General features: G+C 73.6%; 24 protein-coding genes. 5 read left to right on the top strand and 19 right to left on the bottom strand.

What is annotated here, in order from left to right:
• Positions 1–3: 3 nt before the first annotated feature.
• From ACIPYQ_RS00690 to ACIPYQ_RS00655, 8 genes are all read right to left on the bottom strand, one after another.
• Positions 4–801, bottom strand: a complete 798-nt coding sequence (locus tag ACIPYQ_RS00690) for an ABC transporter permease subunit (protein ID WP_361768079.1) — start codon at positions 799–801, stop codon at positions 4–6.
• On the bottom strand, positions 788–1,663 hold the full coding sequence (locus ACIPYQ_RS00685) for a 2-aminoethylphosphonate ABC transporter permease subunit (RefSeq protein ID WP_401246070.1): 876 nt from the start codon (positions 1,661–1,663) through the stop codon (positions 788–790). The genes ACIPYQ_RS00690 and ACIPYQ_RS00685 overlap by 14 nt, the downstream gene beginning before the upstream one ends.
• 118 nt (positions 1,664–1,781) lie before the next feature.
• The gene (locus ACIPYQ_RS00680) at positions 1,782–2,858 is read right to left on the bottom strand and encodes an ABC transporter ATP-binding protein (RefSeq protein ID WP_401244918.1); all 1,077 of its coding nucleotides are present in this window, start codon (positions 2,856–2,858) and stop codon (positions 1,782–1,784) included.
• Positions 2,855–3,550, bottom strand: coding sequence for a phosphonatase-like hydrolase (locus ACIPYQ_RS00675; protein ID WP_401244916.1), 696 nt, complete (start codon positions 3,548–3,550; stop codon positions 2,855–2,857). Before ACIPYQ_RS00675 ends, ACIPYQ_RS00680 begins: the two co-directional genes overlap by 4 nt.
• 5 nt (positions 3,551–3,555) lie before the next feature.
• Complete coding sequence (locus tag ACIPYQ_RS00670; protein ID WP_401244914.1) at positions 3,556–4,677, bottom strand: TIGR03364 family FAD-dependent oxidoreductase; 1,122 nt, start codon at positions 4,675–4,677, stop codon at positions 3,556–3,558.
• A gap of 159 nt (positions 4,678–4,836) precedes the next feature.
• On the bottom strand, positions 4,837–5,601 hold the full coding sequence (locus ACIPYQ_RS00665; RefSeq protein WP_361768064.1) for a GntR family transcriptional regulator: 765 nt from the start codon (positions 5,599–5,601) through the stop codon (positions 4,837–4,839).
• A gap of 365 nt (positions 5,602–5,966) precedes the next feature.
• The gene (locus tag ACIPYQ_RS00660) at positions 5,967–6,704 is read right to left on the bottom strand and encodes a hypothetical protein (RefSeq protein ID WP_401244911.1); all 738 of its coding nucleotides are present in this window, start codon (positions 6,702–6,704) and stop codon (positions 5,967–5,969) included.
• Between the two features lie 739 nt (positions 6,705–7,443).
• Positions 7,444–8,571 carry an ROK family protein gene (locus ACIPYQ_RS00655; protein WP_401246068.1) on the bottom strand — a complete coding sequence of 376 codons (1,128 nt, stop codon included), beginning with the start codon at positions 8,569–8,571 and terminating at the stop codon, positions 7,444–7,446.
• 127 nt (positions 8,572–8,698) lie between these two features.
• On the opposite strand from ACIPYQ_RS00655, the gene ACIPYQ_RS00650 reads away from it, so the two are divergent.
• On the top strand, positions 8,699–9,802 hold the full coding sequence (locus ACIPYQ_RS00650; RefSeq protein WP_401244909.1) for a Gfo/Idh/MocA family oxidoreductase: 1,104 nt from the start codon (positions 8,699–8,701) through the stop codon (positions 9,800–9,802).
• A 91-nt stretch (positions 9,803–9,893) separates the two neighbouring features.
• Here the strand turns inward: ACIPYQ_RS00650 and ACIPYQ_RS00645 are convergent, their stop codons facing one another.
• The 4 genes from ACIPYQ_RS00645 to ACIPYQ_RS00630 all read right to left on the bottom strand — a co-directional run bounded on the left by ACIPYQ_RS00645 (position 9,894) and on the right by ACIPYQ_RS00630 (position 12,958).
• Positions 9,894–10,751 (bottom strand): fumarylacetoacetate hydrolase family protein, encoded by an 858-nt coding sequence (locus ACIPYQ_RS00645; RefSeq protein ID WP_362238938.1) that lies wholly within the window; start codon positions 10,749–10,751, stop codon positions 9,894–9,896.
• A 176-nt stretch (positions 10,752–10,927) separates the two neighbouring features.
• Positions 10,928–11,683 carry a YidC/Oxa1 family membrane protein insertase gene (locus tag ACIPYQ_RS00640; RefSeq protein WP_401244907.1) on the bottom strand — a complete coding sequence of 252 codons (756 nt, stop codon included), beginning with the start codon at positions 11,681–11,683 and terminating at the stop codon, positions 10,928–10,930.
• Positions 11,684–11,827: 144 nt separating this feature from the next.
• Positions 11,828–12,145 carry a DUF6412 domain-containing protein gene (locus tag ACIPYQ_RS00635; protein WP_401244905.1) on the bottom strand — a complete coding sequence of 106 codons (318 nt, stop codon included), beginning with the start codon at positions 12,143–12,145 and terminating at the stop codon, positions 11,828–11,830.
• An 81-nt stretch (positions 12,146–12,226) separates the two neighbouring features.
• Complete coding sequence (locus ACIPYQ_RS00630) at positions 12,227–12,958, bottom strand: class E sortase (RefSeq protein ID WP_401244903.1); 732 nt, start codon at positions 12,956–12,958, stop codon at positions 12,227–12,229.
• A gap of 125 nt (positions 12,959–13,083) precedes the next feature.
• Between ACIPYQ_RS00630 and ACIPYQ_RS00625 the strand changes: the two genes are divergently transcribed.
• Positions 13,084–14,094, top strand: coding sequence for an SEC-C domain-containing protein (locus ACIPYQ_RS00625; protein WP_361768046.1), 1,011 nt, complete (start codon positions 13,084–13,086; stop codon positions 14,092–14,094).
• Between the two features lie 148 nt (positions 14,095–14,242).
• Positions 14,243–14,659, top strand: coding sequence for an SRPBCC domain-containing protein (locus ACIPYQ_RS00620; RefSeq protein WP_401244901.1), 417 nt, complete (start codon positions 14,243–14,245; stop codon positions 14,657–14,659).
• A gap of 79 nt (positions 14,660–14,738) precedes the next feature.
• On the opposite strand, the gene ACIPYQ_RS00615 is transcribed toward ACIPYQ_RS00620, so the two are convergent.
• Positions 14,739–15,035 carry a hypothetical protein gene (locus ACIPYQ_RS00615; RefSeq protein WP_361768094.1) on the bottom strand — a complete coding sequence of 99 codons (297 nt, stop codon included), beginning with the start codon at positions 15,033–15,035 and terminating at the stop codon, positions 14,739–14,741.
• A gap of 39 nt (positions 15,036–15,074) precedes the next feature.
• The gene (locus ACIPYQ_RS00610) at positions 15,075–15,266 is read right to left on the bottom strand and encodes a hypothetical protein (protein ID WP_401244899.1); all 192 of its coding nucleotides are present in this window, start codon (positions 15,264–15,266) and stop codon (positions 15,075–15,077) included.
• Positions 15,267–15,506: 240 nt separating this feature from the next.
• Between ACIPYQ_RS00610 and ACIPYQ_RS00605 the strand changes: the two genes are divergently transcribed.
• Positions 15,507–16,043 carry a GNAT family N-acetyltransferase gene (locus tag ACIPYQ_RS00605; RefSeq protein ID WP_401244897.1) on the top strand — a complete coding sequence of 179 codons (537 nt, stop codon included), beginning with the start codon at positions 15,507–15,509 and terminating at the stop codon, positions 16,041–16,043.
• 34 nt (positions 16,044–16,077) lie between these two features.
• Positions 16,078–17,070, top strand: coding sequence for a hypothetical protein (locus tag ACIPYQ_RS00600; protein ID WP_401244895.1), 993 nt, complete (start codon positions 16,078–16,080; stop codon positions 17,068–17,070).
• Between the two features lie 21 nt (positions 17,071–17,091).
• Here ACIPYQ_RS00600 and ACIPYQ_RS00595 read toward each other — a convergent pair whose 3' ends face one another.
• From ACIPYQ_RS00595 to ACIPYQ_RS00575, 5 genes are all read right to left on the bottom strand, one after another.
• Positions 17,092–18,306: a DUF445 domain-containing protein gene (locus ACIPYQ_RS00595; protein WP_401246065.1), complete on the bottom strand. Its 1,215-nt coding sequence runs from the start codon at positions 18,304–18,306 to the stop codon at positions 17,092–17,094.
• An 848-nt stretch (positions 18,307–19,154) separates the two neighbouring features.
• Entirely contained in the window at positions 19,155–19,814 is a 660-nt protein-coding gene (locus tag ACIPYQ_RS00590; protein WP_401244893.1) for a DUF1707 domain-containing protein, read from the bottom strand.
• A gap of 128 nt (positions 19,815–19,942) precedes the next feature.
• Positions 19,943–20,923: an ATP-binding cassette domain-containing protein gene (locus ACIPYQ_RS00585; RefSeq protein ID WP_361768025.1), complete on the bottom strand. Its 981-nt coding sequence runs from the start codon at positions 20,921–20,923 to the stop codon at positions 19,943–19,945.
• 2 nt (positions 20,924–20,925) lie between these two features.
• Positions 20,926–21,837: an ABC transporter permease gene (locus ACIPYQ_RS00580; RefSeq protein ID WP_401244891.1), complete on the bottom strand. Its 912-nt coding sequence runs from the start codon at positions 21,835–21,837 to the stop codon at positions 20,926–20,928.
• Between the two features lie 34 nt (positions 21,838–21,871).
• Positions 21,872–22,675 (bottom strand): ABC transporter permease, encoded by an 804-nt coding sequence (locus tag ACIPYQ_RS00575; protein ID WP_401244889.1) that lies wholly within the window; start codon positions 22,673–22,675, stop codon positions 21,872–21,874.
• Positions 22,676–22,744 lie beyond the last annotated feature (69 nt).

The raw sequence follows: 22,744 nt of genomic DNA, 5'->3' as shown, positions 1-22,744 counted from the left end.
GGGTCAGCGGTACGAGGCCTTGGTGCGGACGCGGGAGACGGCCAGGAGGACCAGCAGGGTGGCGGCCATCAGGACCACGGCGACGGCGGAGCCGCTGAAGAGCGAACCGCGGTCGGTGGCCGTGAAGATGCGGACGGGGAGGGGCATCCAGTCCGGCGGGTAGAGCATCATCGTGGCGCTCAGCTCACCCATGGACAGGGCGAAGCAGAGGCCGGCGGCGGCCGTGAGGGACGGCAGCAGGAGGGGGAGTTTGACCCGCCAGAGCACGTAAGCGGGGCGGGCGCCGAGGGAGGCCGCCGCCTGCTCGTACGCGGGGTCGAGCCGTACGATCGCGGCCGAAACCGACTGATAGGCGAACGCCGTGACAAGGATCGTGTGCGCCAGGATGACGATCGAGCTGGTGCCGTTGAGCAGGACCGGCGGCCGGCTGAAGGCGACGAGCACGGCGAGGCCGACGACCACGGACGGGACGGCGACGGGCAGCATGAACAGCGCGTCCAGGGCGCGCTTCCCGCGCTTCTTCAGCGTGGCGGCGGCGAGCGCGGCCCAGGTGCCGACGGCGAGGGCGAGGAGGCTGGCGGCGAGGGCGGTGACCAGGCTGGTGGTCAGCGCCTGGAGGGATTCGCCGCGCACGGCGGAGGCGTAGTTCGCGGTGGTCGGGCCGGAGGGGAAGGCGCCCGACCAGTGGGTGGCGAAGGAGGCCGCGACCACGACGAGCAGCGGCAGGGCGAACAGTGGCAGGAAGAGCAGACCGAAGAGGCCCCAGGCGGCCCAGCGGCCGGTCTTGCTATGCACCAGCACGCTTGCTCACCACCCGGTAGAGGCCGAACAGGCCGACGGAGATCGCGATGTTGACGACGGCGACCACGCAGGCGGCCGCGTAGTCGGATTCGAGGATGGCCTTGCCGTAGATGAGCATCGGCAGGGTCGTGACGTCCTTGGCTCCGGTGAAGAGGACGATCCCGAACTCGTTGAGGCACATGACGAGGACGAGGCTGCCGCCCGCGGCGAGGGCCGGGAGGGCCTCGGGGAGGATCACCTGCCGCACGATCCGGGCGGGCCGGGCGCCGAGCCCGGCGGCGACCTCCAGCTGGGCGGTTTCCAGCTGGGAGAAGGCCGCGAGCAGGGGGCGCATCACGAAGGGCGTGAAGTACGTGATCTCCGCGAGGAGGACGCCCCAGGGGGTGGTGAGGAAGTGGAAGGGCCCCTCGTCGGCCCCGGTGAGGCCGGTCCAGGCCCCGTTGGCCATGCCCACGGTCCCGTAGATGAAGAGGAGGGCGAGGGTGACGAGGAAGGAGGGGAAGGAGAGGAACACGTCGATGAACTTCGCGACGGCGCGGGCCCCGGGGAAGGGCACGAAGGCGATGATCAGCGCGAGGACGAAACCGAGCACGAGACAGCCGGCGGTGGCCCCGACGGCCAGCCAGACGGTGGTCCCGAGGGCCTCGCGGAAGCCCTGCGAGGCGAAGACGGAGGCGTACGCGTCGAAGGCGCCGCCACCGCTCTCGGGACTGAACGACTGCTGGACGACCAGCCCGAGGGGATACAGGAACACCAACGCGAGCACGACGACGGGCGGCAGTACCCATACGCTGCGCGGCACGGCCCACCCGTTCCGGGCCCCTTGCGGGGCAGCGTCCCCGCCGACGCGAGCATCATTCAGCCTCGCCGCACCCTCCAGCCCCGCCGGCGTTTGAGGCGCGGGGTCCGGGGCGGAGCCCCGATCTTTCAGCCCCGCCGGCGTTTGAGGCGCGGGCACGGCGGCCGGCCGCCGGACGGCATCAGGCACGGGACACCCTCCCCCAGCTACCGCCGGGGGGACCCCCAGCGGCCAGCAGCACCGCGTCGCGCGGCTCGAAGTGCAGCGTGACCCGGTCCCCCAGCGCCGGAGTCTCCCGCAGCTCGGGGAGGTCCGCCTTGACCCGGTGGCCGTCGACGTCGACGTAGAGCCGGTGCGTCGAGCCGCGCCACTGGACCTCGGCGATGGTGCCGCTCAGCGCGTTGGGGCCGGTCCCGAGGCCGAGCAGGTGCGGCCGTACGCACAGGGTGGCCGTGGAGCCGGGTGCCGCGCGGCCGCGGTCGAGGGTCAGGGCCCGGCCCTCGAAGACCGCGCCGGACTCGGCCACCGTCACCGGCAGCAGGTTCGCGTTGCCGACGAAGGACGCGGTGAACTCGGTGCGCGGGGCCCGGTACAGCTGCTGCGGGGTCCCGCAGTCCTGGAGGCGGGCCTTGTCCATGACGGCGATCCGGTCGGCCAGGGTGAGGGCCTCGACCTGGTCGTGGGTGACGTAGAGGATGGAGACGTCGGGCAGTTCGCGGTGCAGGCGGGCCAGTTCGGCGAGCATCCCGGAGCGCAGCTGCGCGTCGAGGGCCGAGAGGGGTTCGTCCAGCAGGAGCACCCCCGGGCGGATCGCGAGCGCGCGGGCGATGGCCACGCGCTGCTGCTGGCCGCCCGAGAGCTCGCGGGGGTAGCGCCGTGCGTAGGCGCCCATGCCGGTCAGTTCCAGGGCCTCGGCGACCCGGCCGGGTATCTCGGCCTTGGGTGCCTTCTGGGCCCGGAGGCCGAAGGCGACGTTGTCCTCGACCCGCATGTGCGGGAAGAGCGCGTACTGCTGCACGACCATGCCGATGCCGCGCCGGTGCGGCGGGAGCGCGGTGACGTCCCGGCCGCCGATCAGCACCCGGCCCGCGGCGGGCCGTACGAAACCGGCGACCGCGCGCAGCGCCGTGGTCTTGCCCGAGCCGGAGGGGCCGAGCAGCGCCATCACCTCGCCCGGCTCGACGGTCAGGTCGAGGGAGTCCAGGACGGTCGTACCGCCGTAGGCGACGCTGACCCCGTCGAAGCGGATGCCGCTCACGCCGACTCCAGGAGGAGGTCCGGGAGTTCGGCGACGGAGCCGAGGACGTGGGTCGCGCCGTTCCCGGTCAGCGTCGCGCGGTCGTGGGCGCCGGTGAGGACGCCCGCCACGATTCCGGCGCCGGCGCGGCGGCCGCTGAGCATGTCGTAGGCGGTGTCGCCCGCGACCACGGTGTCGCGTACGTCGGTCACGGCGCCGGTGCGCAGGAACGCGGTCAGCACCATGTCCGGGAAGGGCCGGCCGCGGCCGCCCGCGTCGGCGGGGCAGAGGGTGAGGTCGGCGAGGTCCCGCCAGCCGAGGGCGTCGAGGATGGCGTCCTGGGTGACGCGGGCGAAGCCGGTGGTCAGGACGACGGTGCGACCGTCGGCGCGGAGCTTCTCGATGGCGGCGCGGGCGCCGGGGATCGGGGCGATGAGGCCGCCGTCGACGAGTTCCGCGTACGCCTCCTCGAAGGCGGAGTTGGCGCGCCGGGCGAGTTCCTCCGTACCGAAGAGGTGACGGAAGACGGTGATCTTGGACTCGCCCATGGTGTCGCGGACGTACTGGAGCTTGGCGGCGTGGTCGGGGGTGCCGGGCTCGACGCCCAGGCGCTCGGCGGCGCGTTCGAAGGCGCGCTCGACGAGGCCGCCGTCGGCGACGGTGGTGCCGGCCATGTCGAGGACGATCAGGTTCTGCGTGCGGTTCTCGGTCATCTGATTCACCAGCCCAGTTCGTTCGCGGTGGTCTCGGCTATGGCGGGCGAGCAGGTCATGCCGCGGCCGCCGGGTCCGGTCACCAGCCAGACGCCGTCGGCCACCTGCTGGCGGTGGACGACGCGGGTGGTGTCGGTGCACTGCGCGTACACGCCCGCCCAGCGGCGCTGGATTCGCGGCAGCGGGCGGCCCAGGAAGCCCTCGACCACCCCGGTGAGGTGCTCGTAGGGGTCTTCGAGGGTGTCGAAGGCGAAGGGGTGCTCGTACTCGTGGGTGTCGCCGATGGTCAGTCCGCCGTCCTGGCGCTGGACCATCAGCAGCTGCATCTTGTGCGCGGCGGCCACCGGCGCCTGGTCCTGCCCGGCGTTGAGGGCGTCGAGCGCGGGGGACTTGTAGGCGGGGTAGTAGCGGAAGCTGTCGGCGTCGGCGACGGACGTCGTCAGCCGCTCGCCGAGCGGGGCGGTCTGCATCATCTGGAGCCGGACGCGGCGCACGGGCAGGTCGGGGACCAGCTCGCGGACCAGGCCGGACAGCCAGGCGCCGGTGGCGAGGACGACCGCGTCGCCGCGGTGCACGTCGCCGTGGTCGTCGCGGACGGCGCCGGGGCCCGTCACCTCACGCACCTCCCGGCCGGGAAGGAACGTGTACCGGCCGGTGGCCCTGAGCGCCTCCCGCAGGTGGAGCTGGGCGGTGCGCGGCTCGACGGCCGCGTCGCGCTCGCACCACAGGGCGGCCTCGAAAGCGCCGCGCAGGGCCGGGTTGATCTGCCGGGCCTCCTCGGCGGTGACCAGCTTGTAGCCGCGGGCGGCGGCGTCGGGGCGGGCCAGGGCCGCCTCGGCGACGGCGTACTCGCGGTCGGTGCGGACGGGGGTGAGGGAGCCGTTGGCACGGAAGCCCAGGCCGGGCACCTCCGCGCCGATGCGCTCCCAGAGCTCGCGGGCCCGCAGGGCGGTGTCGAGCTCCTCTCCCCCGGCCCGTCCGCTGACCCAGATCTGGCCGAAATTGCGCAGTGACGCGCCGCGGGCCTCCGCCTCTCGCTCGATCTGGACGACCTCGTGGCCGCGTTGGACTGCTTGCCAGGCGTGCATGGTGCCGACCACGCCGCCTCCGACGACTATGACTCTCACGCCGCCAACGGTGGGCGCGGACCGTGACCCGGAAGGGTCCGTCCGGCAACGCACCGGTGAACGGCCCTCGACACTTGGACTAGACCCGTTATCTTTTTGTGACCAAAGTGCGGTGTTCATATATCCCTTTACGGCTGGTAAGGGTGGATCGACCTGCGGCTATTCGGCCCGCAGGCGGGTCGTGAAACTGAACCGATCACCACGGTAGAGCGAACGGACCCGCTCCAGGGGCCGGCCGTCCTGATCCCGCGAGAAGCGGTGGATGAGCAGCATGGGAAGGGCCGGCGGGGTGCCGATCAGCAGCGCTTCGCGGGGGGTCGCGAGCACGGTCTCCAGCTTCTCGTCGGCCTCGCCGAAGGCAATGCCCAGGCTGTCGCGGAGGTATCCGTAGAAGGAGGAGTCCGGCTGGAAATCGCCGTCCAGGCGAGGGGCGCGGGCCACCCGGATGTACGTGCTCTCCAGGCCGACGCGCTCGTCGTCGGCCAGCAGGACCCGCTCCAGGTGCCAGACGGGCTCGCCGGGCTCGGCGCCGATGCCGGGGGCGAGGTCGGGCGGGCAGGGGAACTGCTCCAGGCCGATGAGGTGACGGCCCGGGCGGCGGCCCTGGCGGCGCACGCCCTCGGTGTAACTGGCGAGGGAGAGCGGCTGCTCCAGCTTCGGGCCGGCGACGACGGTCCCACGGCCGGAACGGCGCAGCCGGCCCTCCAGCAGCAGCTCGCGCAGCGCCTGCCGGACGGTCTCGCGGGACACCTCGTACTGCTCGGCGAGATCCCGCTCGGTGGGCAGCGCGCCGCCCTCGCCGAGCTCGTCGAGGAGCCCGGAGATGCGGGCCTTGACGGCGTAGTACTTGGGGATGCGGCCGTGCTCGGGAATGCCGGAACGCACGGGTGAGCCGGGGCGGTGGCGCGGGGTCTGTTCTTCCACGGTGGGACTCTATGCGGGTCGCTGCGCGGCTCGGGCGGTCGGTCGGGCTCGCCGGGTCGCTGCGCGGCACGGCAGGTCGGGCTCGTCGGCCTGGCCGTGGGCTCTCTCGGGGCGGCGGGCTTCGGCGGTGCGGGTGGGGTCGGGCGCCGGGTCGCTGCGCGGCACGGCAGGTCGGGCTCGTCGGCCTGGCCGGGGGCTCTCTCGGGGCGGCGGGCTTCGGCGGTGCGGGTGGGGTCGGGCGCGCGCCGGGGCGTCTCCTCGGGCGCCGAACGTGTCGGGGGGTCGGCGGGCCGGGGCACCTTGCGTTCGACGCCCTGCGGGGATCACCCCGACACACACCCGCCCCTGGCGGAACCGGCGGGCGATCAGGGGCGATCGGGGGTACGCAGGCGGCGGGCTCCCAGCAGGAGCGCGCCGCCGGCGGCGAGCGCGGCCACGGCGCCCGCTCCGTACGCCCACTCGCGCGGGCCGGTGTGGGCGAGGGAGCCCGCCTCGACGGGGTCCTCCGGACCCTCGACGGAGAACCGGTAGCCGCCGGCCTCGCCGATCCAGTCGCCGTCGTCGCCCTTGCGCTGGACGAGGGCGGCGTCGGCGAGGACCTCCCCGGTGGGGGAGTCGGGGGCGAAGGCCAGGCCGACCCTGACGGTCTTGGAGCCGCCGGGGCCGACGGTGAAGCCGGCGAAGGCATCGCCGCCGTCGAAGACGGCGATGATCTCGTCGCGGTCGCTCCGCTCCAGGCTGACGGGGAAGGTGCCGCCCGGCGCGTCGAACTCCATCTGCAGGTGGGCGGGGCGCAGGGTGCGGGCCTTGTCGGTGAAGACGACGACGGGGTGGATGGCCGTGCACTCGGAGTCCGTGGTGTTGGTCAGGTCCAGGTACCAGGTCTGCGGGCCGCCGCCGGTGCGGTACACGGCCGGGCCGCCCCGGATGCGCGCCCCGATGGGGAAGGCGTGGCTCTTCCCGTCGCCACAGGTGGCGTGCGCGCGGGAGGGCAGCGCGGGTGCGGGTCGGGCTCCGCCGCCGGTGCCGATGTCCGCGGCCGCGGTGGGGGCGGTGGTGGCTACGAGTACGGCGGTGAGGGCAAGGGCTTTGCGCAGTCGCATGGAAGACCTTCGCTGCTCGCCGGACGGGACGATGATCGGACCAGGTGACAATCACCCCGGTTCTGCCCGCACCGTGCCACGCCCGCGGACCCCCACCCCGCGCGCCACGCCTGAGCCGTTCCGGTTTACGCCCGATCGCAGGACGGGTCAACCCCCGGACATCACAGCCGAGCAACTCCCCCCACCTTCCAGCCCTACTCGCCGCCAACGACTCGTACTGCGAGCCCTGCGGCCACGCTGATCGCCCGACGCCGCCCCGACAAGCAGCCCCGCGGGGCCGGGTGTGTGCCCGGGCGCTCCCCGCAGGTCGCCGGTGGCCTCGCCGCCCGGGCACAGCCGCCCCAGAGCCGGCGACGCCCGACTCCCTGGACCTCTCCCGCACAGGGTCGGGTGTGTGTCGGGGTGATCCCCGCAGGGCGTCGAACGCAAGGTGCCTCGGCCTGCCGACCCCCCGACACGTTCGGCGTCCGAGGAGACGCCCCGGCGCGCGCCCGGCCCCACCCGCACCGCCGAAGCCCGCCGCCCGCCCGATCGAGGCGCAGACCCACGGCAGAGCCCCCACCTCTCCAACCCGGCCGCACCAACTCAGCCCCAGCGACGCTTGAGGCGCAGACCCACGGCAGAGCCCCCACCCCTCAGCCCAGCCGCACCAAAATTCAGCCCCGCCGGCGATTGAGGCGCGGGGTCCGGGGCGGAGCCCCGGTCTTTGAGGCCGGCCCCGAACCCCGCCCGCGGTCCGCTACGTCCGCCCGAACACAGGGCCCAGCACCAGCTCCGCCGCCCCCTCCGCCACCCCCACCTCCGCGAGCGCGACGAACACCCCCGCCCCCCACCCCCGGAGGGCCAGCACCGACCGGACCCCCTCCAGGAAGACCCCCGGCGCCGCCGCCACCACCCGCCCCCCGAGCAGCACGCGGTCCACGTCCAGCAGCGCGACCAGATTGGCCGCAGCCTCGCCCAGGATCCGTGCCGCCTCGGGAAGATCACCTCGGGCCACCGCCCCCAGGCACAGCGCCTCCACACAGCCGCGCGCCCCGCACCGGCACGGCGGGCCGTCCAGCAGGAGCACCTGGTGACCGAACTCCCCCGCCGCCGAGCGCTCACCGCGGTAGACCTCGCCGCCCAGCCACAACCCCGCGCCGAGCCCGGTCCCGACGTGCAGGTACACACAGGTACGGGGCCCTCCGCCGACAAACGGATACGCGTACGCATCCGGCAGGGCATCCGGCACGGCATCCACACCACGCCCGGCAGCCACAGCCTCAACCGCATCCCCATCCGCCCCCGCATCCGGCCAGGCCGCCCGGAGCCACGCCCCCGCAGCCGCAGCCGCCCCGGCGTTCGTGTCCTTGTCCAGCAGCACCGGCAGGCCCAGCCGCCCCTGCAGCACCCCCCGCAGCGGAAAGCCCCTCCAGCTCGGGTACCCCGTCACCCGCCCCATCGTCCCGGCCCGGTGGTCGAGCGGCCCCGGTGCGGCCACGCCGACGCCCAGGAGCGGCAGGCCGGCCGGGTCTCCAACTCGCGCGACCGCCCGTACGACGGCCTCCACCACCGCCTCCGGGCCGGTCGCGAAGTCCAGTGGGCCACTGCTCTCGGCAACGACGCGGCCCGCCAGGTCCACCCGTACCGCCCGGAGCTCGTCGCGGTCCAGGTGCACTCCGACGGCGTGATGGACGTCCGGCACCAGCCGGAGCAGGGTCCGCGGTTTGCCGCCGGTGGACGCGGCGCGGCCGGCCTCCGCGACCAGCCCGTCCGCGCCGAGCCGGGCCGTGATCTTGCTGACGGCCTGCGGGGTCAGTCCCGTACGGGCCGCGAGCTCGGCGCGGCCCAGGCCCGCCGGGCCCGCGCCGCGCAGCAGATCCAGCATCAGCGCTTCGTTGTACCCGCGCAGCGCCGGCAGGTTCACCCCGCCGCGCCCGTCCCCGCTACCCCTGTTCACGAGTCCATTGTCCACCTTCCTTGCACTTCGACAACACTGTTGCCAAAGTGGTTCCATGAGTACCCCCGCTTCCGCCTCCTCCTCCGCCCCCCTCCGCGTCGGCCTCATCGGCTACGGACTCGCCGGTTCCGTCTTCCACGGCCCCCTCGTGGCCGCCACGGACGGACTCGCCCTCGACACGGTTGTCACCTCCGACCCGGCCCGCCAGGCCCAGGCCCGCGGGGAGTTCCCCGACGTCCACATCGCCTCCACCACCGACGAGCTGTGGGACCGCGACCTCGACCTCGTCGTGGTCGCCTCCCCCAACCGGACGCACGTCCCGCTCGCCACCACCGCCCTCGAAGCCGGCGTCCCGGTGGTCGTGGACAAGCCGCTGGCCGCCACCGCCGCCGAGGCCCGCGCGCTCGCCGCCCTCGCGGACCGCAGCGGAACCTTCCTCTCCGTCTTCCAGAACCGCCGCTGGGACAACGACTTCCTCACCCTGCGCCGTCTCCTGGCCGAGGGCGAACTCGGCGAGATCCAGCGCTTCGAGTCCCGTTACGAGCGCTGGCGCCCGCAGCTGAAGGGCGGCTGGCGCGAGTCCGGCGCCCCGGAGGAGATCGGCGGCCTGCTGTACGACCTCGGCAGCCACGTCGTGGACCAGGCGCTCGTGCTGTTCGGTCCGGCCGTACGGGTCTACGCGGAGGCCGACGCGCGCCGCCCGGGCGCCGAGACCGACGACGACACCTTCATCGCGATCACGCACGCGAACGGGATCCGCTCCCACCTCTACGTCAGCGCGACCACCGCCCAGCTCGGACCGCGGTTCCGCGTACTGGGTTCGCGGGCCGGCTACGTGAAGTACGGCCTCGACCCGCAGGAGGGCGCCCTGCGCGAGGGGCTGCGCCCGGACGGCGAGACGCCCTGGGGCGAGGAGCCCCCGCACCTGTGGGGGCGGGTGGGCTCCGGCGAGTCCCCGCTGACCGGCGGCGGAACCCCGCTGCCGACCGAGCCGGGCGACTACCCGGCGTACTACGCGGCGGTGGCGGCCGCCCTGCGCACGGGCGGACCGGCCCCGGTCACGGCGCACGAGGCCGCGCGCTGCCTCGAGGTGCTGGAGGCGGCCCGCAGGTCGTCCGCGGAGGGCGTGGCGGTGGACGTTCCCGCCACACCTGCGTGATTCCGGCCGACACGCCGCACACCGCACACCGCACGCACGCGAAAGGGGGCGGGGCTGCCGATGGCAGTCCCGCCCCCTTTTCGGGTGTTCCCTAGGCGCCCTTGAACTCCTGGCGCTGACGGCCCAGGCCCTCGATGGCCACCTCCACGACGTCACCGGCCCGCAGGTACGGCTTCGGCTCCGGCTGGCCCATGGCCACGCCGCCCGGCGTACCGGTGACGATGACGTCGCCGGGGTACAGGGTCATGAACTGGCTCAGGTACCGGACGACCTCGCCGACCGGGAAGATCTGGTCCGAGGTGTTGCCGTCCTGCTTCAGCTCGCCGTTGACCCACAGCTTCACGTCCAGGACCTGCGGGTCCGGGACCTCGTCGGCGGTGACCAGCCAGGGGCCGAGCGGGGTGAAGGTCTCGCAGTTCTTGCCCTTGTCCCAGGTGCCGCCGCGCTCGATCTGGAACTCGCGCTCCGAGACGTCGTTGACGAGCACGTAGCCGCCGACGTGCGCGAGGCCCTCCTCGGCGGAGGACAGGTAGCGGGCGGTGCTGCCGATGACGACGCCGAGCTCGGCCTCCCAGTCGGTCTTCACGCTGCCGCGCGGGATCAGCACGGTGTCGTCGGGGCCGACCACGGTGTCCGCGGCCTTCAGGAACAGGATCGGCTCGGCCGGCGGCTCCGCGCCGATCTCGGCCGCGTGCCCGAAGTAGTTCAGGCCGATGCCCACGACCTTGCCGATGCGGCCGACCGGCGCCCCGATCCGGAGCCCTTCGGCGCCCAGGACCGGAAGCTCACCGGACGCGGCCGCGTCCCGTACCCGGGACAGCACGGAGTCGTCGGCCAGCAGGCCGCCGTCCACATCCGTGATCAGGCCGGACAGGTCACGCAGGGTCCCGTCCTGGTCGAGCAGCGCGGGGCGTTCCGACCCGACGGGTCCGACACGCAGCAGCTTCATGGGCATTCTCCCGTGGTCGTGGGTGGTCGGCCCATGGGCGTGCCCCGGGCCGGCCGATGGGTTGCGGCCATCGGAGGATTGGTTGATCCTCCAAGATGTCCGACCAATCCGCAAGACCCTGTTCACGGACTGGAACGCACCGCTCCACCGGCCGCTACCGTCTCCGCCCTCTCCACCTACGCCACCTGTTCCACCTGCGCGGTCGGCTCGGCCTTCTCCGCACGCTCGGCCCGCTCCTTGCGGTACTGCAGCCAGATCCGCTCCGCCACCGACCACGCGGTGGTGGTCAGCAGGTACAGCCCGGCGGCCAGCGGCACCACGGCAGCCGTGATCAGCGTCCCGAACGACAGCAGGGGCAGTACGCCGCCCAGCTTGCGCATGACCTCCTGCTGCTCGGCACTCACCTCGGCCACGACCCCGGCCTTGGCGCCCGGCTTGGCGCCCGGCTTCTGCTTGGCCTTGCCACGGCCGGCCGGCGTCGCCGCGGCGGCAGCGGCAGCGGCCTCCGCGGCCACCGCCGCCGCCTTGCGCCCCCGCACCGCACTCCACGCCGCGACCACCGCGATCGCACCGAACAGCCCGAGGAACACCAGCCCCTGCGCCCCGAACAGGCCGCCCTCCCCCAGCGCCTCGGTCCACGTGGAGCCCAGCGGCGCGGCGAAGAGCCGGTGCCCGAGCAGCTCGTTGGCCTCGCCGCCGACCTTCGACGAGGAGAACGCCTGGTACATCACGAAGAACACCGGCAGCTGGAGCAGCAGCGGCAGGCACCCCGCCGCCGGGGTCGCCCCGCGGAAGGCGGCCCGGCTCAGCGGGTGCAGGGCGAGCCGTACGAGGACGGTGAACAGCACGATCGCGGCAGCGGTCGCGGACTGGGCCAGTACCGGCTCGAGAAGCCGGCCCAGCTCAGCAACAAGGTGGGTGAAAACGGACACGTGGGCCCTCCGGAGGGTCTCGTCGAACGTCGAAAGAGGTGCATTTCGGCGTGACGACCCGCGAGGGGCGACAACAGTGATCAGTCAGCAGAAGGCGAGAACAAGCACAAGAACAAGAACAGCAACGAGATGTACTGCGCGCCCCTACGCGGCCGTCGGGAGGGCGCGGCCGGGTGCCCTGGGCCGCGACCGGCCCGAGGCGTCGGGATCACGCTGCGGCAGGAACGCCGTGCGCTGCTCGCGATCACGTATCGCGGTGCGTATGCGATGCGGCGGGACGGGCCGCACGAGCCGTGCGGCGGCGGCCAGGGCCTCGGTGCCCACGGCCACGGTGGCCGCGAGGGCCACCACGACGGCGCCGAGCCCGGTCTCCCCGGTGAAGAGCCCGAGAGCTCCCCCGAGCAGCATCAGCGGGAGCAGTACGGCAAGGGCCCGCGAGACCCGGGCGAACACGCCGGCCATACGAACCTCCCCCTCTCCACTCCGCGCGCGCAATTCACGTACGCGTTCGATGGTAACCGGCCCTGCTGACAACGGAACGGCTCAGGACGGCTTGAGGGTTCCCCAGACCACCAGCCGGTACTTGGAGCTGTACTCGGGCGTGCAGGTGGTGAGGGTGATGTACGCGCCGGGCTCGCCGTACCCCTGATCCGGCTTCACCAGGCTCCGCGGCACGGGCGCGATCACCCCGGTGTCCCGCTCGGTCGTCTCGCTCAGGATCTTCCCGACCACGTACGTGTACCGGCGCCCCCGCATGTCGACGATCAGCTCGTCGCCCGCCCGCAGCCGGTTGACGTACCGGAACGGTTCGCCGTGGGTGTTCCGGTGGCCGGCCAGCGCGAAGTTCCCCCGCTCCCCGGGCCCGGCGGTCCCGGGGTACTGCCCGACGTAGCCCTTGTCGAGGACGGCCCGCTTGTCGATCCCCTGCGCGACGGGGACGACGAGGCCGAGGCGCGGAATGCGCAGCACGGCGTACGCCCGGTCCCGCGCCGGCGCCGGGGCGGCCCGTCCGGCTTCGGGCCCGGCAGCCGTAGCGGCGGGGCCTGGTACGGGTACAGGTGCAGGGGCGGGTACGGCTACGGGACCAGTCGCAGCCGGCTCCGGAACTTGAGGAGGGTCAGGTGCGGGATCCCGCTCCCAGGACCGCTCCAGGGCCTGGACCTGTTCCTGCGCGGCGGCCGCGGCCTGCCGGTTGGTCCACCACACCTGGTGCACCACCAGCAACAACACCACCACGCCCACGGTGACGGTCAGCTCGGCGGCCGCCCACAACACACCCCCGAGCCCACCCCGGCGCGCCCGCCGGCCACGCCCCTGAACCACCACAGGTATGTGATCCCGCACGGGCGGCACCCTAAGTCCTCCCCCGTCAACTGACCAGCAGCAGTACGGTGTGAACCATGCGCCCCGACACGCCTGCCGAGCACATCGCCGAAGCCGAGCGCCTCATCCGCACGGCGACCCGCTACCCCGAGGACCAGGAGCCCTTGCTCCTCCAGGCCGCGGCCCACCTCGAACTGGCCGACGCACGCGACCGGGCGAGCGCCCTCTACGACCAACTCCTGTCCTCCTCACCTTCCGACCCCCACCTGATCAAGGCCCTGCAGGCGGCGAACCTGTGGGAGTACGGCCACGAGGCGGAGGCCCGCGCCCTCATCTCGGGCATCCGCGCCGCCTCCCCCAAGGACCCGGCGCCGTGGGAGGTCATCGCGGAAGCCCTGGAGGCCCACGACGAGTTGGAGGCCTCGCACGAGTGCTTCACCGAAGCGGCGACCCTCCTCATCACGGAGGACGACCCGCTCACCCAGGCCACCACCGCCCTCCTGACGGGCCGCCACCGGGTACGCCGCCTCCTCGGGCGCCCGCACGACGACTGGGACATGGTCGCCGACACCCGCCACATCGGCCCGATCCCCCTCGACGAGCTCCACGACCCGAAGCGCATCTGGGCGCTGGGCTCCGACGACCCCGCCGAGCTGCGCGCCGAGATCGCCCGGCTACGCGCCGAACTGGGCGACCGCCGCGCGGCCCTCTCCCGGCCCTTCCCGGTGGCGATCCTCCACTGGCCCGCGCGCGAACTGGCCGAGCTCCTCACCTCGTACCCCACGCTCGCCTCGGAGTACACCTCGCACGAGGCTCACCTGAGGGAGATCGAAACCTCCCTCCGCGCCCTGGCCGCCTCGGGCACCACGAACCTCGGCATCGTCACCGCGAGCGTCCCGTCCTACGAGGCCTTCGCGGCCTCCGAAAAGACCTCCCCGGCCTCCCCGTCCCTCCTGGCCGAATACGCCACCACCCTGGCCGCCCGCGGCAAAGCCACCCCCTGGCCCCCCACCCCCACCTCCTCCTGCTGGTGCACCTCGGGCAAGCCGTACGCGGAGTGCCACGGCAGCAACGAGAGCGCCCCGTAGGCCCACCCTGTGAACCCAGGGTCAGCTACGAGCAGTGCTGCGGCGTTCCTGCGACAGGGTGGGTCCGGGCTTCTACCATGGAGGGGTCCGCTGTTGCCGCCGCATGTCAGGGGGCGTGATGACTCAGGATGGTGCGCTCAGGCTCCGTATGGTGCGGACGTTCCCGGCAGCGCCCGGGGTGGTGTTCCAGGCCCTGACCGATCCCGTGGAGCTGGCGAAGTGGTGGGGGCCGGACGGGTTCGGCATTCCCCGGGTGGAAAGCGATCTGCGGCCCGGTGGGGCCTATCGGATCGAGATGCAGCCGCCCGAAGGGGATTCCTTCTTCCTCACCGGCGAATTCCTGGAAGTGGAGCCGCCCGCCCTGCTGTCGTACACCTTCTGCTGGGAAGACCCCGACCCCGAGGACCGGGAGACGATCGTGATCCTGGAGCTGCACGACGACGGCACGGGCTCGACCCGGCTCGTCTTCGTACAGGGCGGCTTCGCCACCGAGGGGCGGCTCGCCCTGCACGACGAGGGCTGGTCCCAGGGCTTCGACAAGCTTGAGGGGCTGTTGAAGGCCTGAGGGGCAGGGCGGGCTGAGCAGCCTGCGGGGCTAGGGCCTGAGCGGCTAGGCGGGCCCGGCGGGATCCGAAAGAGGCGCCCTAGCGGTCGGCCGCCGCGTAGGCGGCGGCGGCCATCGTGGTGGCTGCCGTGAAGACCGCGGGCCAGGGGCCGATCTTCTTTGCCAGGGGGTGGGAGCCCGCGAAGGCGGCGAGGTAGGCCGCGCCGAGGAGGGCCGTCGTCGTCGGGGACGTGCGGCGGTGCCATTCGCGGGCCGCGACGGTGCCGGCGGCTGCGAGGACGACACCGCCCAGGGGGCGCTTGCCGGTCCAGCGGGCGGCGGCGTAGCCGCCGAGGAGGCCGCCTGCGGCCACGAGTGAGGTGGGGATCTGCGCCATGGTGGGGGCCTCCAGCCGTTCGGACGTCACCGGTCGAGGCTAACGCGGCCGGCGGGTGAAGCGGCGGGCGGCCGCCACCCCCAGCACCACGACGGCTCCGCCGAGGACACCGGGCGGGACGGTGTCCTGGACCGCGCGGGGAAGGACGGCCATCACCCCCAGGATGATGAAGAACGCCACGGCGGCGCCCCCGAGGGCGACCAGGACGCGGGTGATGAGGGTGTTGGGCACGCTGGGCTCCGGGGTGTGTGGTGCGTCCGTGCGTTCGTGAGGCTTCTTGCCCTGCCGGGTTCAACGCCCGCCCGGGCGCCGCCGATACGGGTGGTCCGCGGCACCGTACGGAAGTCGGATTTGTCGCACACCCTCCGGATCCGCGCACCTGCCCTCCATGGAACCTCCCCGGCGTAGATTCACTCTCTGAGAGGGGCGATACGACCGAAGCCGCCCAAGCCGGCCCAAGGAGCTGCAAACGTGATCTGTTATGGACCGGCCGTCCTGGACCTGTCGGACGAACTGGCCGACGCCTACGGCGAGGTCTTCTCCGCGCCGCCGTGGAACGAAGACGAAGAAACCATTCGCCAGTTCGCCGCCCGGCTCCAGGCCGACAGCCGCCGCACGGGATTCCGTACCGCCTTCGCCCAGTCGCCCGTCGGCATCGACGGATTCGCCACCGCCTGGCTGACCCCCAAGGCCTTCCCCACCGACCGCGCCTACGGGCAGGTCACCGCGCAGCTCGGCCGGCAGCGCGTACGGGAACTCCTCATCGGCGCCCTGGAGATCGACGAGCTCGCCGTACGCCCGCACGCGCGCGGCCACGGCACCGGCCGCGCCCTCCTCGCCGAGATCACCGCCGACGCCCCGGACTCCCGTGCCTGGCTGCTCACCGCACGCGTGGCCACCGACACCGTCGCCACCTACCGCCGGCTCGGCTGGCACGAGGTCGCCCCGCTGCCCGGAACGGCGAACGGCGTCGTCGTCTTCCTCGCCCCGAACCACCCCTCGGCCTGAGCGTCGCCCGCACCCCACCGGGCATACCCGGGGCATGATCACGCGTATCGCCGTCGCCCGCCGCCAGCTGAACCTGGCCACCCACCACCAGCTCAAGCAGGCCGGGATCCCGGCCGCCACCATCAGCGGCCGAAGCCGCCACGGAGGGCCCTGGCAGCGGCTCCTGCCACGGGTGTACCTCCTGCAGACCGGCCCGCCGGACCCCAGGCAGCAGGCGCTGTCCGCCGTCCTGTACGCCGCCGAGCCCGCCGCGGATCCGCTCTCCGGGGCGACCGCCGCACTCACCGGCGGCGGCGCACTCGCGCTCCTCGGCGTCCGCGGCGCCCCGCCCGACCCGCTGCACGTACTCGTCCGCTCCCCGCGCACGGTGACGGCCGCCGGCCGCGTCCGGCCCGCCTCGACCTCCCGCTGGCCCGCGACCATCCACATCCACGGCGTCCCCAGCAGCCGCCCGGTGCGGGCCGCCGCGGACTTCGCGGCCCGCACCGACGATCCGGACCTGGTGCGCTCCGTACTCGCGAGCGTCGTCCAGGGCGGCTGGTGCCACCCTCACGACCTGCACGCCGAACTGCGCGCCGGCCGTGTCGCGAACCGCCCCGCCGCCCGCGCGGCGGCGGCGGAGCTGGTCGCCGGGGTCCGCTCCATCGCCGAGGGCCGCGCCCGCGACACCCTGGCCGCCACGGACCTCCCCGCCCCGTTGTGGAACGCCCGCCTCTACGGCCCGGACGGCGCCTTCCTCGCCAGCCCGGACGCGTACTGGCCCGAGGAGGGCGTGGCACTGGAGGTCGACTCCGCGGAGTACCACTACACGCGCGACTCCTGGCAGGCCACGCTGCACCGCCGGCTGCGCCTGGAGTCCCGCGGGGTCCTGGTCGCCAGTACGACCCCGGCGATCCTCCGGGACCGGCCGGCCGACGTGATCGGCGCGCTGCGCGCACTCCTCGCCCTGGGCGCGGCCCGCCCCGCGCCGCCGGGCGTCACCGCGCGCGGGCACACCCAGCTGGAGCTGCCACTGCCGACTCCGTAGCCGGGGCGTGCTGTGCTCGGGCTACGCCCCGAAGGCGCGGGACACCGAGTAGATCAGCAGGCCCGCCAGGGCGCCGACCACCGTGCCGTTGATCCGGATGAACTGCAGGTCGCGGCCGATGTGGGCCTCGATCTTCCGGGAGGTGTGCTCGGCGTCCCAGCCCGCCACCGTGTCCGTGATCAGCGAGGTGATCTCGGTCCGGTAGGTGGTGACGACGTAGACCACCGCGCCCTCGATCCAGCCCTCCAGCTTCGCCTGCAGCCGCCCGTCGGTGGCCAGCCGCGCACCCAGCGAGATCAGCGAGGCGCGGACCCGCAGGCGCAGCTCGCTCTGCTCGTCCTCCGCCGCCGAGATGATCATCGAGCGGATCGCCGACCAGGCGGAGGCGATGACGTCCTGGACCTCGTCGCGCGCCAGGATCTCGGACTTGAGGCGCTCCACCCTCGCGCGCGTCTCCGTGTCCGACTGGAGGTCGGCCGCGAAGTCCCGCAGGAAACGGTCCACCGCCCCGCGCGCCGGGTGCTCGGGCATGTCCCGCATCTCCGTGATGAACCGGAGCAGCTCCTTGTAGACGCGCTCGCCCACCTTGCGGTCCACGAACCGCGGGGTCCAGCCGGGGGCGCCGCCCTGGACCGCGTCCGTGATCGAGTCCCCGTGCGTGACGAGCCAGTCGTGGGCCTTGGCGCAGATCAGGTCGACGGCCCGGCGGTGGCCGCCGTCCGCGACGACCCGTTCCAGGGTCTTGCCGATGCCCGGCGCGATCTCGGCGGTCTCGGCGCGCCGGGTGATCGCCTCGCCGACGACGGCCTGCACGTCGGAGTCGCGCAGTACGGTCAGGGCCCCGCGCAGGGCGGCCGCCAGCTCGGCCGTGACCCGGTCGGCGTGGGCGGGCTCGGCCAGCCAGGCGCCGAGGCGGCCGCCGATGCCGAGGGCGTGGAGGCGGGCCCGGACCACGTCGGAGGAGAGGAAGTTCTCGCCGACGAACTCGCCGAGGGTGACGCCGAGCTGGTCCTTCTTGGTCGGGATGATCGCCGTGTGCGGGATGGGCAGGCCGAGCGGCCGCTTGAAGAGCGCGGTGACGGCGAACCAGTCCGCGAGCGCGCCGACCATGCCGGCCTCGGCGGCGGCGGCCACGTACGCGGCCCAGCCGCCGGCGCCCCAGGCGTGCTGGGCGTACTTGGCCAGGACGTAGACCAGCGCGACCAGGACCAGCAGACCGGTCGCGAAGGTCTTCATCCGCCGGACCCCGCGCCGGCGCTCCTCGTCGGCGGCGTTGAACACGAACGCTCCGCGGGCGGGGGGCGGTACGGGTGGTGGTGGCGGCGCCGGCGGCGGGGCGGTGCCTCCGGCTGTGCTGCGGTTCTCCACGTGCTCCTGCCTTCCCCCGGGGGCGCCGGTTTTGTCTGCATAGCATCCGACTCCCGGGAGGCCCGAGGAGTTCCCGCCACGCCCTTTCGCTCCCGCGGGGGCGGCGGTACGGGGCCGCCCCGCGCCCCGCCCTCTCCGCTCCCGCGAGGACTGCGGTACGGGTGACCCCGCGCCCGCCTTTTCGCTCCCGCGACGGCTGCGGTACGAGAGGCCCGCGCCCCGCCGCACCACTCCCGCAACGGGCCGTACGAGGCCCCTCACCCGCCTGCGCCGCTCCCGCGACGGGCCGCACGGGGTTGGGCCCCGCACCCCGCCGTACCGCTCCCGCGACGAGCCGCGCAGGGGCCCGCGAGTCGAGCTGGCCGGTGCCGGGCCGGCCCCTGCCCGGCACCGGCCGCCCGTCGGCCGAAGCCGAGACCTCGGTGGGGCTGCGCCCCGGGCCCGTTAGCCGGAGGCGCGCCGGGCAGCGGGTCCCGCCGGCCGGGCCGCCGACCCGGCGCGGCAGCGGCGGGAGGCGGTGGCCCTGGGCCCGGAGTACGGGGTACGGGCCTCCCCAGCGCAGCGGGCAGGGCCCAGTCGGGGCGGGCGTCGGCCCCGCGGGGTCCGCAGGGCGGCCGGTCGGCCCGGGCTCGGCGGCTCCGGCAGGACGGCTCGCCCGCGCCGCGGGCCCACAGCTCGCGGAGGTCGGCGTACCGCTCGGCCGGAGGCCAGGGGCGCTACAGCTCTTTGCGGAGGGACGGGCCGCCCAGTGGGGGTTTGGGGTTCTTGACCTTGATTTCCACGCCGCCCCAGAAGGCGAAGCCCGTGACGACCACCCGCGGAGCGCCCGGCCGGGACGGGCCCGGGCTGTGGCGCTGGTCGAAGGCGCCCATGAAGCCGAAGCCCCGTACGTCGAGTTCCACCCCCGGCGGCACCGTGATCTCGATGCCGCCCATGATCGCGACGCAGTTGATCACGACCTCGCGCTGCGCGAAGTCCGCCTCGCGCAGGTCCAGCTCGCCGCCGCCCCAGAACGCCACCGCGTCGAAGCGGGCGGGCACCGTCCACCGGCCCTTGCGCTGGAACCCCGACATGACCGCGACGGCCAGCGTCGAGCTGCCCGCCCCGCCGATCCGCCCCGCCCACGGCGCCGCCCCCGACCCGGCGACCGGTGCCGGCTGCGCGGCCGGTCCCTCCGCCGCCGGAAGGTCCCGCGTCAGCGGTTCCAGTTCCGCGTACGTCCGGGACTTGTACGCCGCGTCCAGCCGCTCCTCGAATTCCTCCATGTCGAGCCGGCCCTCGGCGACGGCGTCCCGCAGACGCTCCACCACCCGGTCCCGGTCGGCATCCGACGCCCTCAGCTCCGGCAACGGCTTCTCCGGCCGATCGTCAGTCATGCGCACCAGACTATGCAGGGTTTCCCGGGAGTTGTATGGGGCGGCCCTGGACGCGTCCCTGAGATCGACCCCGGTTTTCCCCTGAGCGAGCCGACGGATCAGCCGATGCCGGCCATGCGGCCGAGGAGTCAGCCGCGGCCCGCGTACATGCGCGCGATCACGTCCTCGATGTCCGGCTCCCGCACCGACAGGTCCACCAGCGGGTACTCCGCCGCCACCGCCGCCACCAGCGGGGCCGCCGACGTCCCCGCCGGGAAGGCCAGCCACTGCCGCGGCCCCTCCACCTTCACCACCCGCGCCCCCGCGACCTCGATCGGCGCGAGTTCCCGCTCCAGGTCCACCACCAGGGTCCGCTCGCTCTCCCCCGAGCCCGCCGAGCCCGCCGCGTGCAGACCCTCCAGCGCCCCGTCGTACATCAGCCGCCCGTGGTCGATCACCATCACCCGCTCGCACAGCTGCTCGATGTCCTGGAGGTCGTGCGTGGTCAGCAGGACCGTCGTCCCGAGCTCCTCGTTCAACTGCCGCAGGAAGCCCCGTACCTTCGCCTTGCTCACCACGTCGAGCCCGATCGTCGGCTCGTCCAGGTACAGCACCTCCGGATCGTGCAGCAGCGCCGCCGCGATGTCCCCGCGCATCCGCTGCCCGAGCGACAGCTGCCGTACCGGTACGTCGAGCAGCTCGGCCAGGTCCAGCCGGTCCACGCAGCGCTCCATGTTCTCCGCGAACCGGGCCGCCGGGATCCGGTACATCCGCCGCATCAGCCCGTACGAGTCCTTCAGCGGCAGGTCCCACCACAGCGTGGTGCGCTGCCCGAAGACCACCCCGATCCGGTGCGCGAGGCGCATCCGCTCCCGCGACGGGTCGATGCCCGCGACCCGCAGCCGGCCGCCGCTCGGGGTCAGGATGCCGGTCAGCATCTTGATCGTGGTCGACTTGCCTGCGCCGTTGGGCCCGATGTAGCCGACCATCTCGCCCCGGGCGACCTCGAAGCTGATCCCGTCCACCGCCCGCACCTGGCGTTTCTCCCGGCGCATCAGGCTCACCCGGCGCCGTACGTCGAAGACCTTCTCGACCCCGTCCAGCGAGATCAGCGCATCCGTGTCGGCCACAGCTAGCTCCCCGTGCTTCGGTACGAACGGACTCCCGCGCGCCACGCCAGCGACGCGGGCAGGAACACCACGAAGGCCACCAGCGGGCTCAGGTACGCGACCCACCCCGGCAGTCCCAGCGGATCGGGCCGCCCCAGCACGTACAGCGCGGGCAGCCAGTTGACGAAGGCGAGCGGCACGATGAAGGTGACCCCGCGCAGCAGGTCCTTCCCGAAGACGGTGGGCGGGTACTGCAGCATCGTGCAGCCGCCGTAGGTGAAGGAGTTCTGCACCTCCGCCGCGTCCCCGGCGATGAACTGGAAGGCCGCCCCGGTCACCATCACCGCCGCGAAGATCGCCGCCCCAGCCACGATCATCACGGGCACCATCAGCACCTTCCCGGCCGTCCAGTCCACGTCCAGCGTCCAGACCGCCCAGCCCAGCACCCCGAGCCCCTGCAGGACCCGCCCCAGCCGGCGCAGCGCGAACCGGTCCGCCGCCACCTGCGCGAGCACCGGAACCGGACGCACCAGCATCGTGTCCAGCGAACCGTCCCGGATGCGGGCGCCGATCCGGTCGGTGTTCCCCATCAGCAGGTCCGCCAGGCCGAGGGAGGCCGAGCAGGACCCGTACAGGAGGGCGATCTCGGGCAGCGTGAAGCCGCCGAGGGCGTCCACGTGGGAGAACATGATGAAGATCGCGACGAAGTCGAGGAGGGTGATCGCCGCGTTCCCGAAGGCGGCGAGCGCGAAGGACGCCCGGTACGTCATCGTCGACCGGATCCACATCGTCACGATCAGCCCGTAGCCGCGCAGCCCCTCACGGGCCTCCCGCACCCGGTCGCGGCCGCCGCGCGGACCCGCCCCCAGCGCCGTCAACTCCCGTCCCGGCACCGCCTCGACGGTCCCGGCCGCCACGGTCCCCGCCGCCTCCACCGCCTCAGCCTCAGCCTCAGCCTCAGCCTCAGCCTCAGCCACCCTGGACCACCACCTTCCGCGTCGCCGCCGACTGCAGCAGCCGTCCGGCGCCCAGCAGTACGAGCGCCCATCCGGCCTGGAAGCCCAGCGCCTCGGCCGCGCCCCCGGCCCCCGCGTGCTTGCCCAGCAGGACGTCCATCGGAACCTGCAGCATCGCCGCCCACGGCAGGACCCGCACGAACTCGCCGAAGGCGCCCGGGAAGACGGTCAGCGGCAGCAGCATCCCGGAGAAGAAGATCGAGACGACGGTGGCCATCATGTTGATCCCGGACCCGTCCATCAGCCAGAAGGCCAGCAGCCCCAGCAGGTAGCGCAGGGCGAAACTCACCACCAGCCCGAGCGTGACGGAGAGCAGGAACAGCAGCCAGCGCAGCGGATCGGCGGGCAGCGCCAACTGGAACGCCAGCGCCCCCGCCACCAGCGGGACCAGCCCGCGCCCAAGCAGCTGGAAGCCCGCCCGGCCCATGTCGGCCGCGAGCCACCACATCTGGAGGTCCGCCGGCCGGTACAGGTCGACGGCGATGTCGCCCGTGCGCACCCGCTCCTGGATCTCCTCCTGGAAGCCGCCGCCGATCAACGCCCCTGCGGCGAGCAGCGACTGGCTCACCCACACGAAGGTCAGGGCCTGTGCCTGGTCGTAGCCGCCGAGCCCCGGACGCTCGTCCCACAGCGCGATGTACGTGTAGGCGACGATGAAACCGAACGTGGTGTTGGTGAAGACCCCGGCCGCGGTCGCCGTCCCGTAGGTGGCGTACCGCCTGAACCCCCCTGCCGCGACCGCCAGGTAGAGACGCACTCTCCGGCGCACCGTATCCCTCCGTTTTCCACGTCGTTCCTACGTCGGCCAAAGCGCGCGAGCTTAGTG

The organism is Streptomyces sp. NPDC090045 (genome assembly GCF_044747975.1).
Taxonomy (GTDB): Bacteria; Actinomycetota; Actinomycetes; order Streptomycetales; family Streptomycetaceae; genus Streptomyces.
The sequence above is the reverse complement of the archived record's forward strand: the minus strand, read 5'-3'. Positions and strand labels throughout refer to the sequence as shown.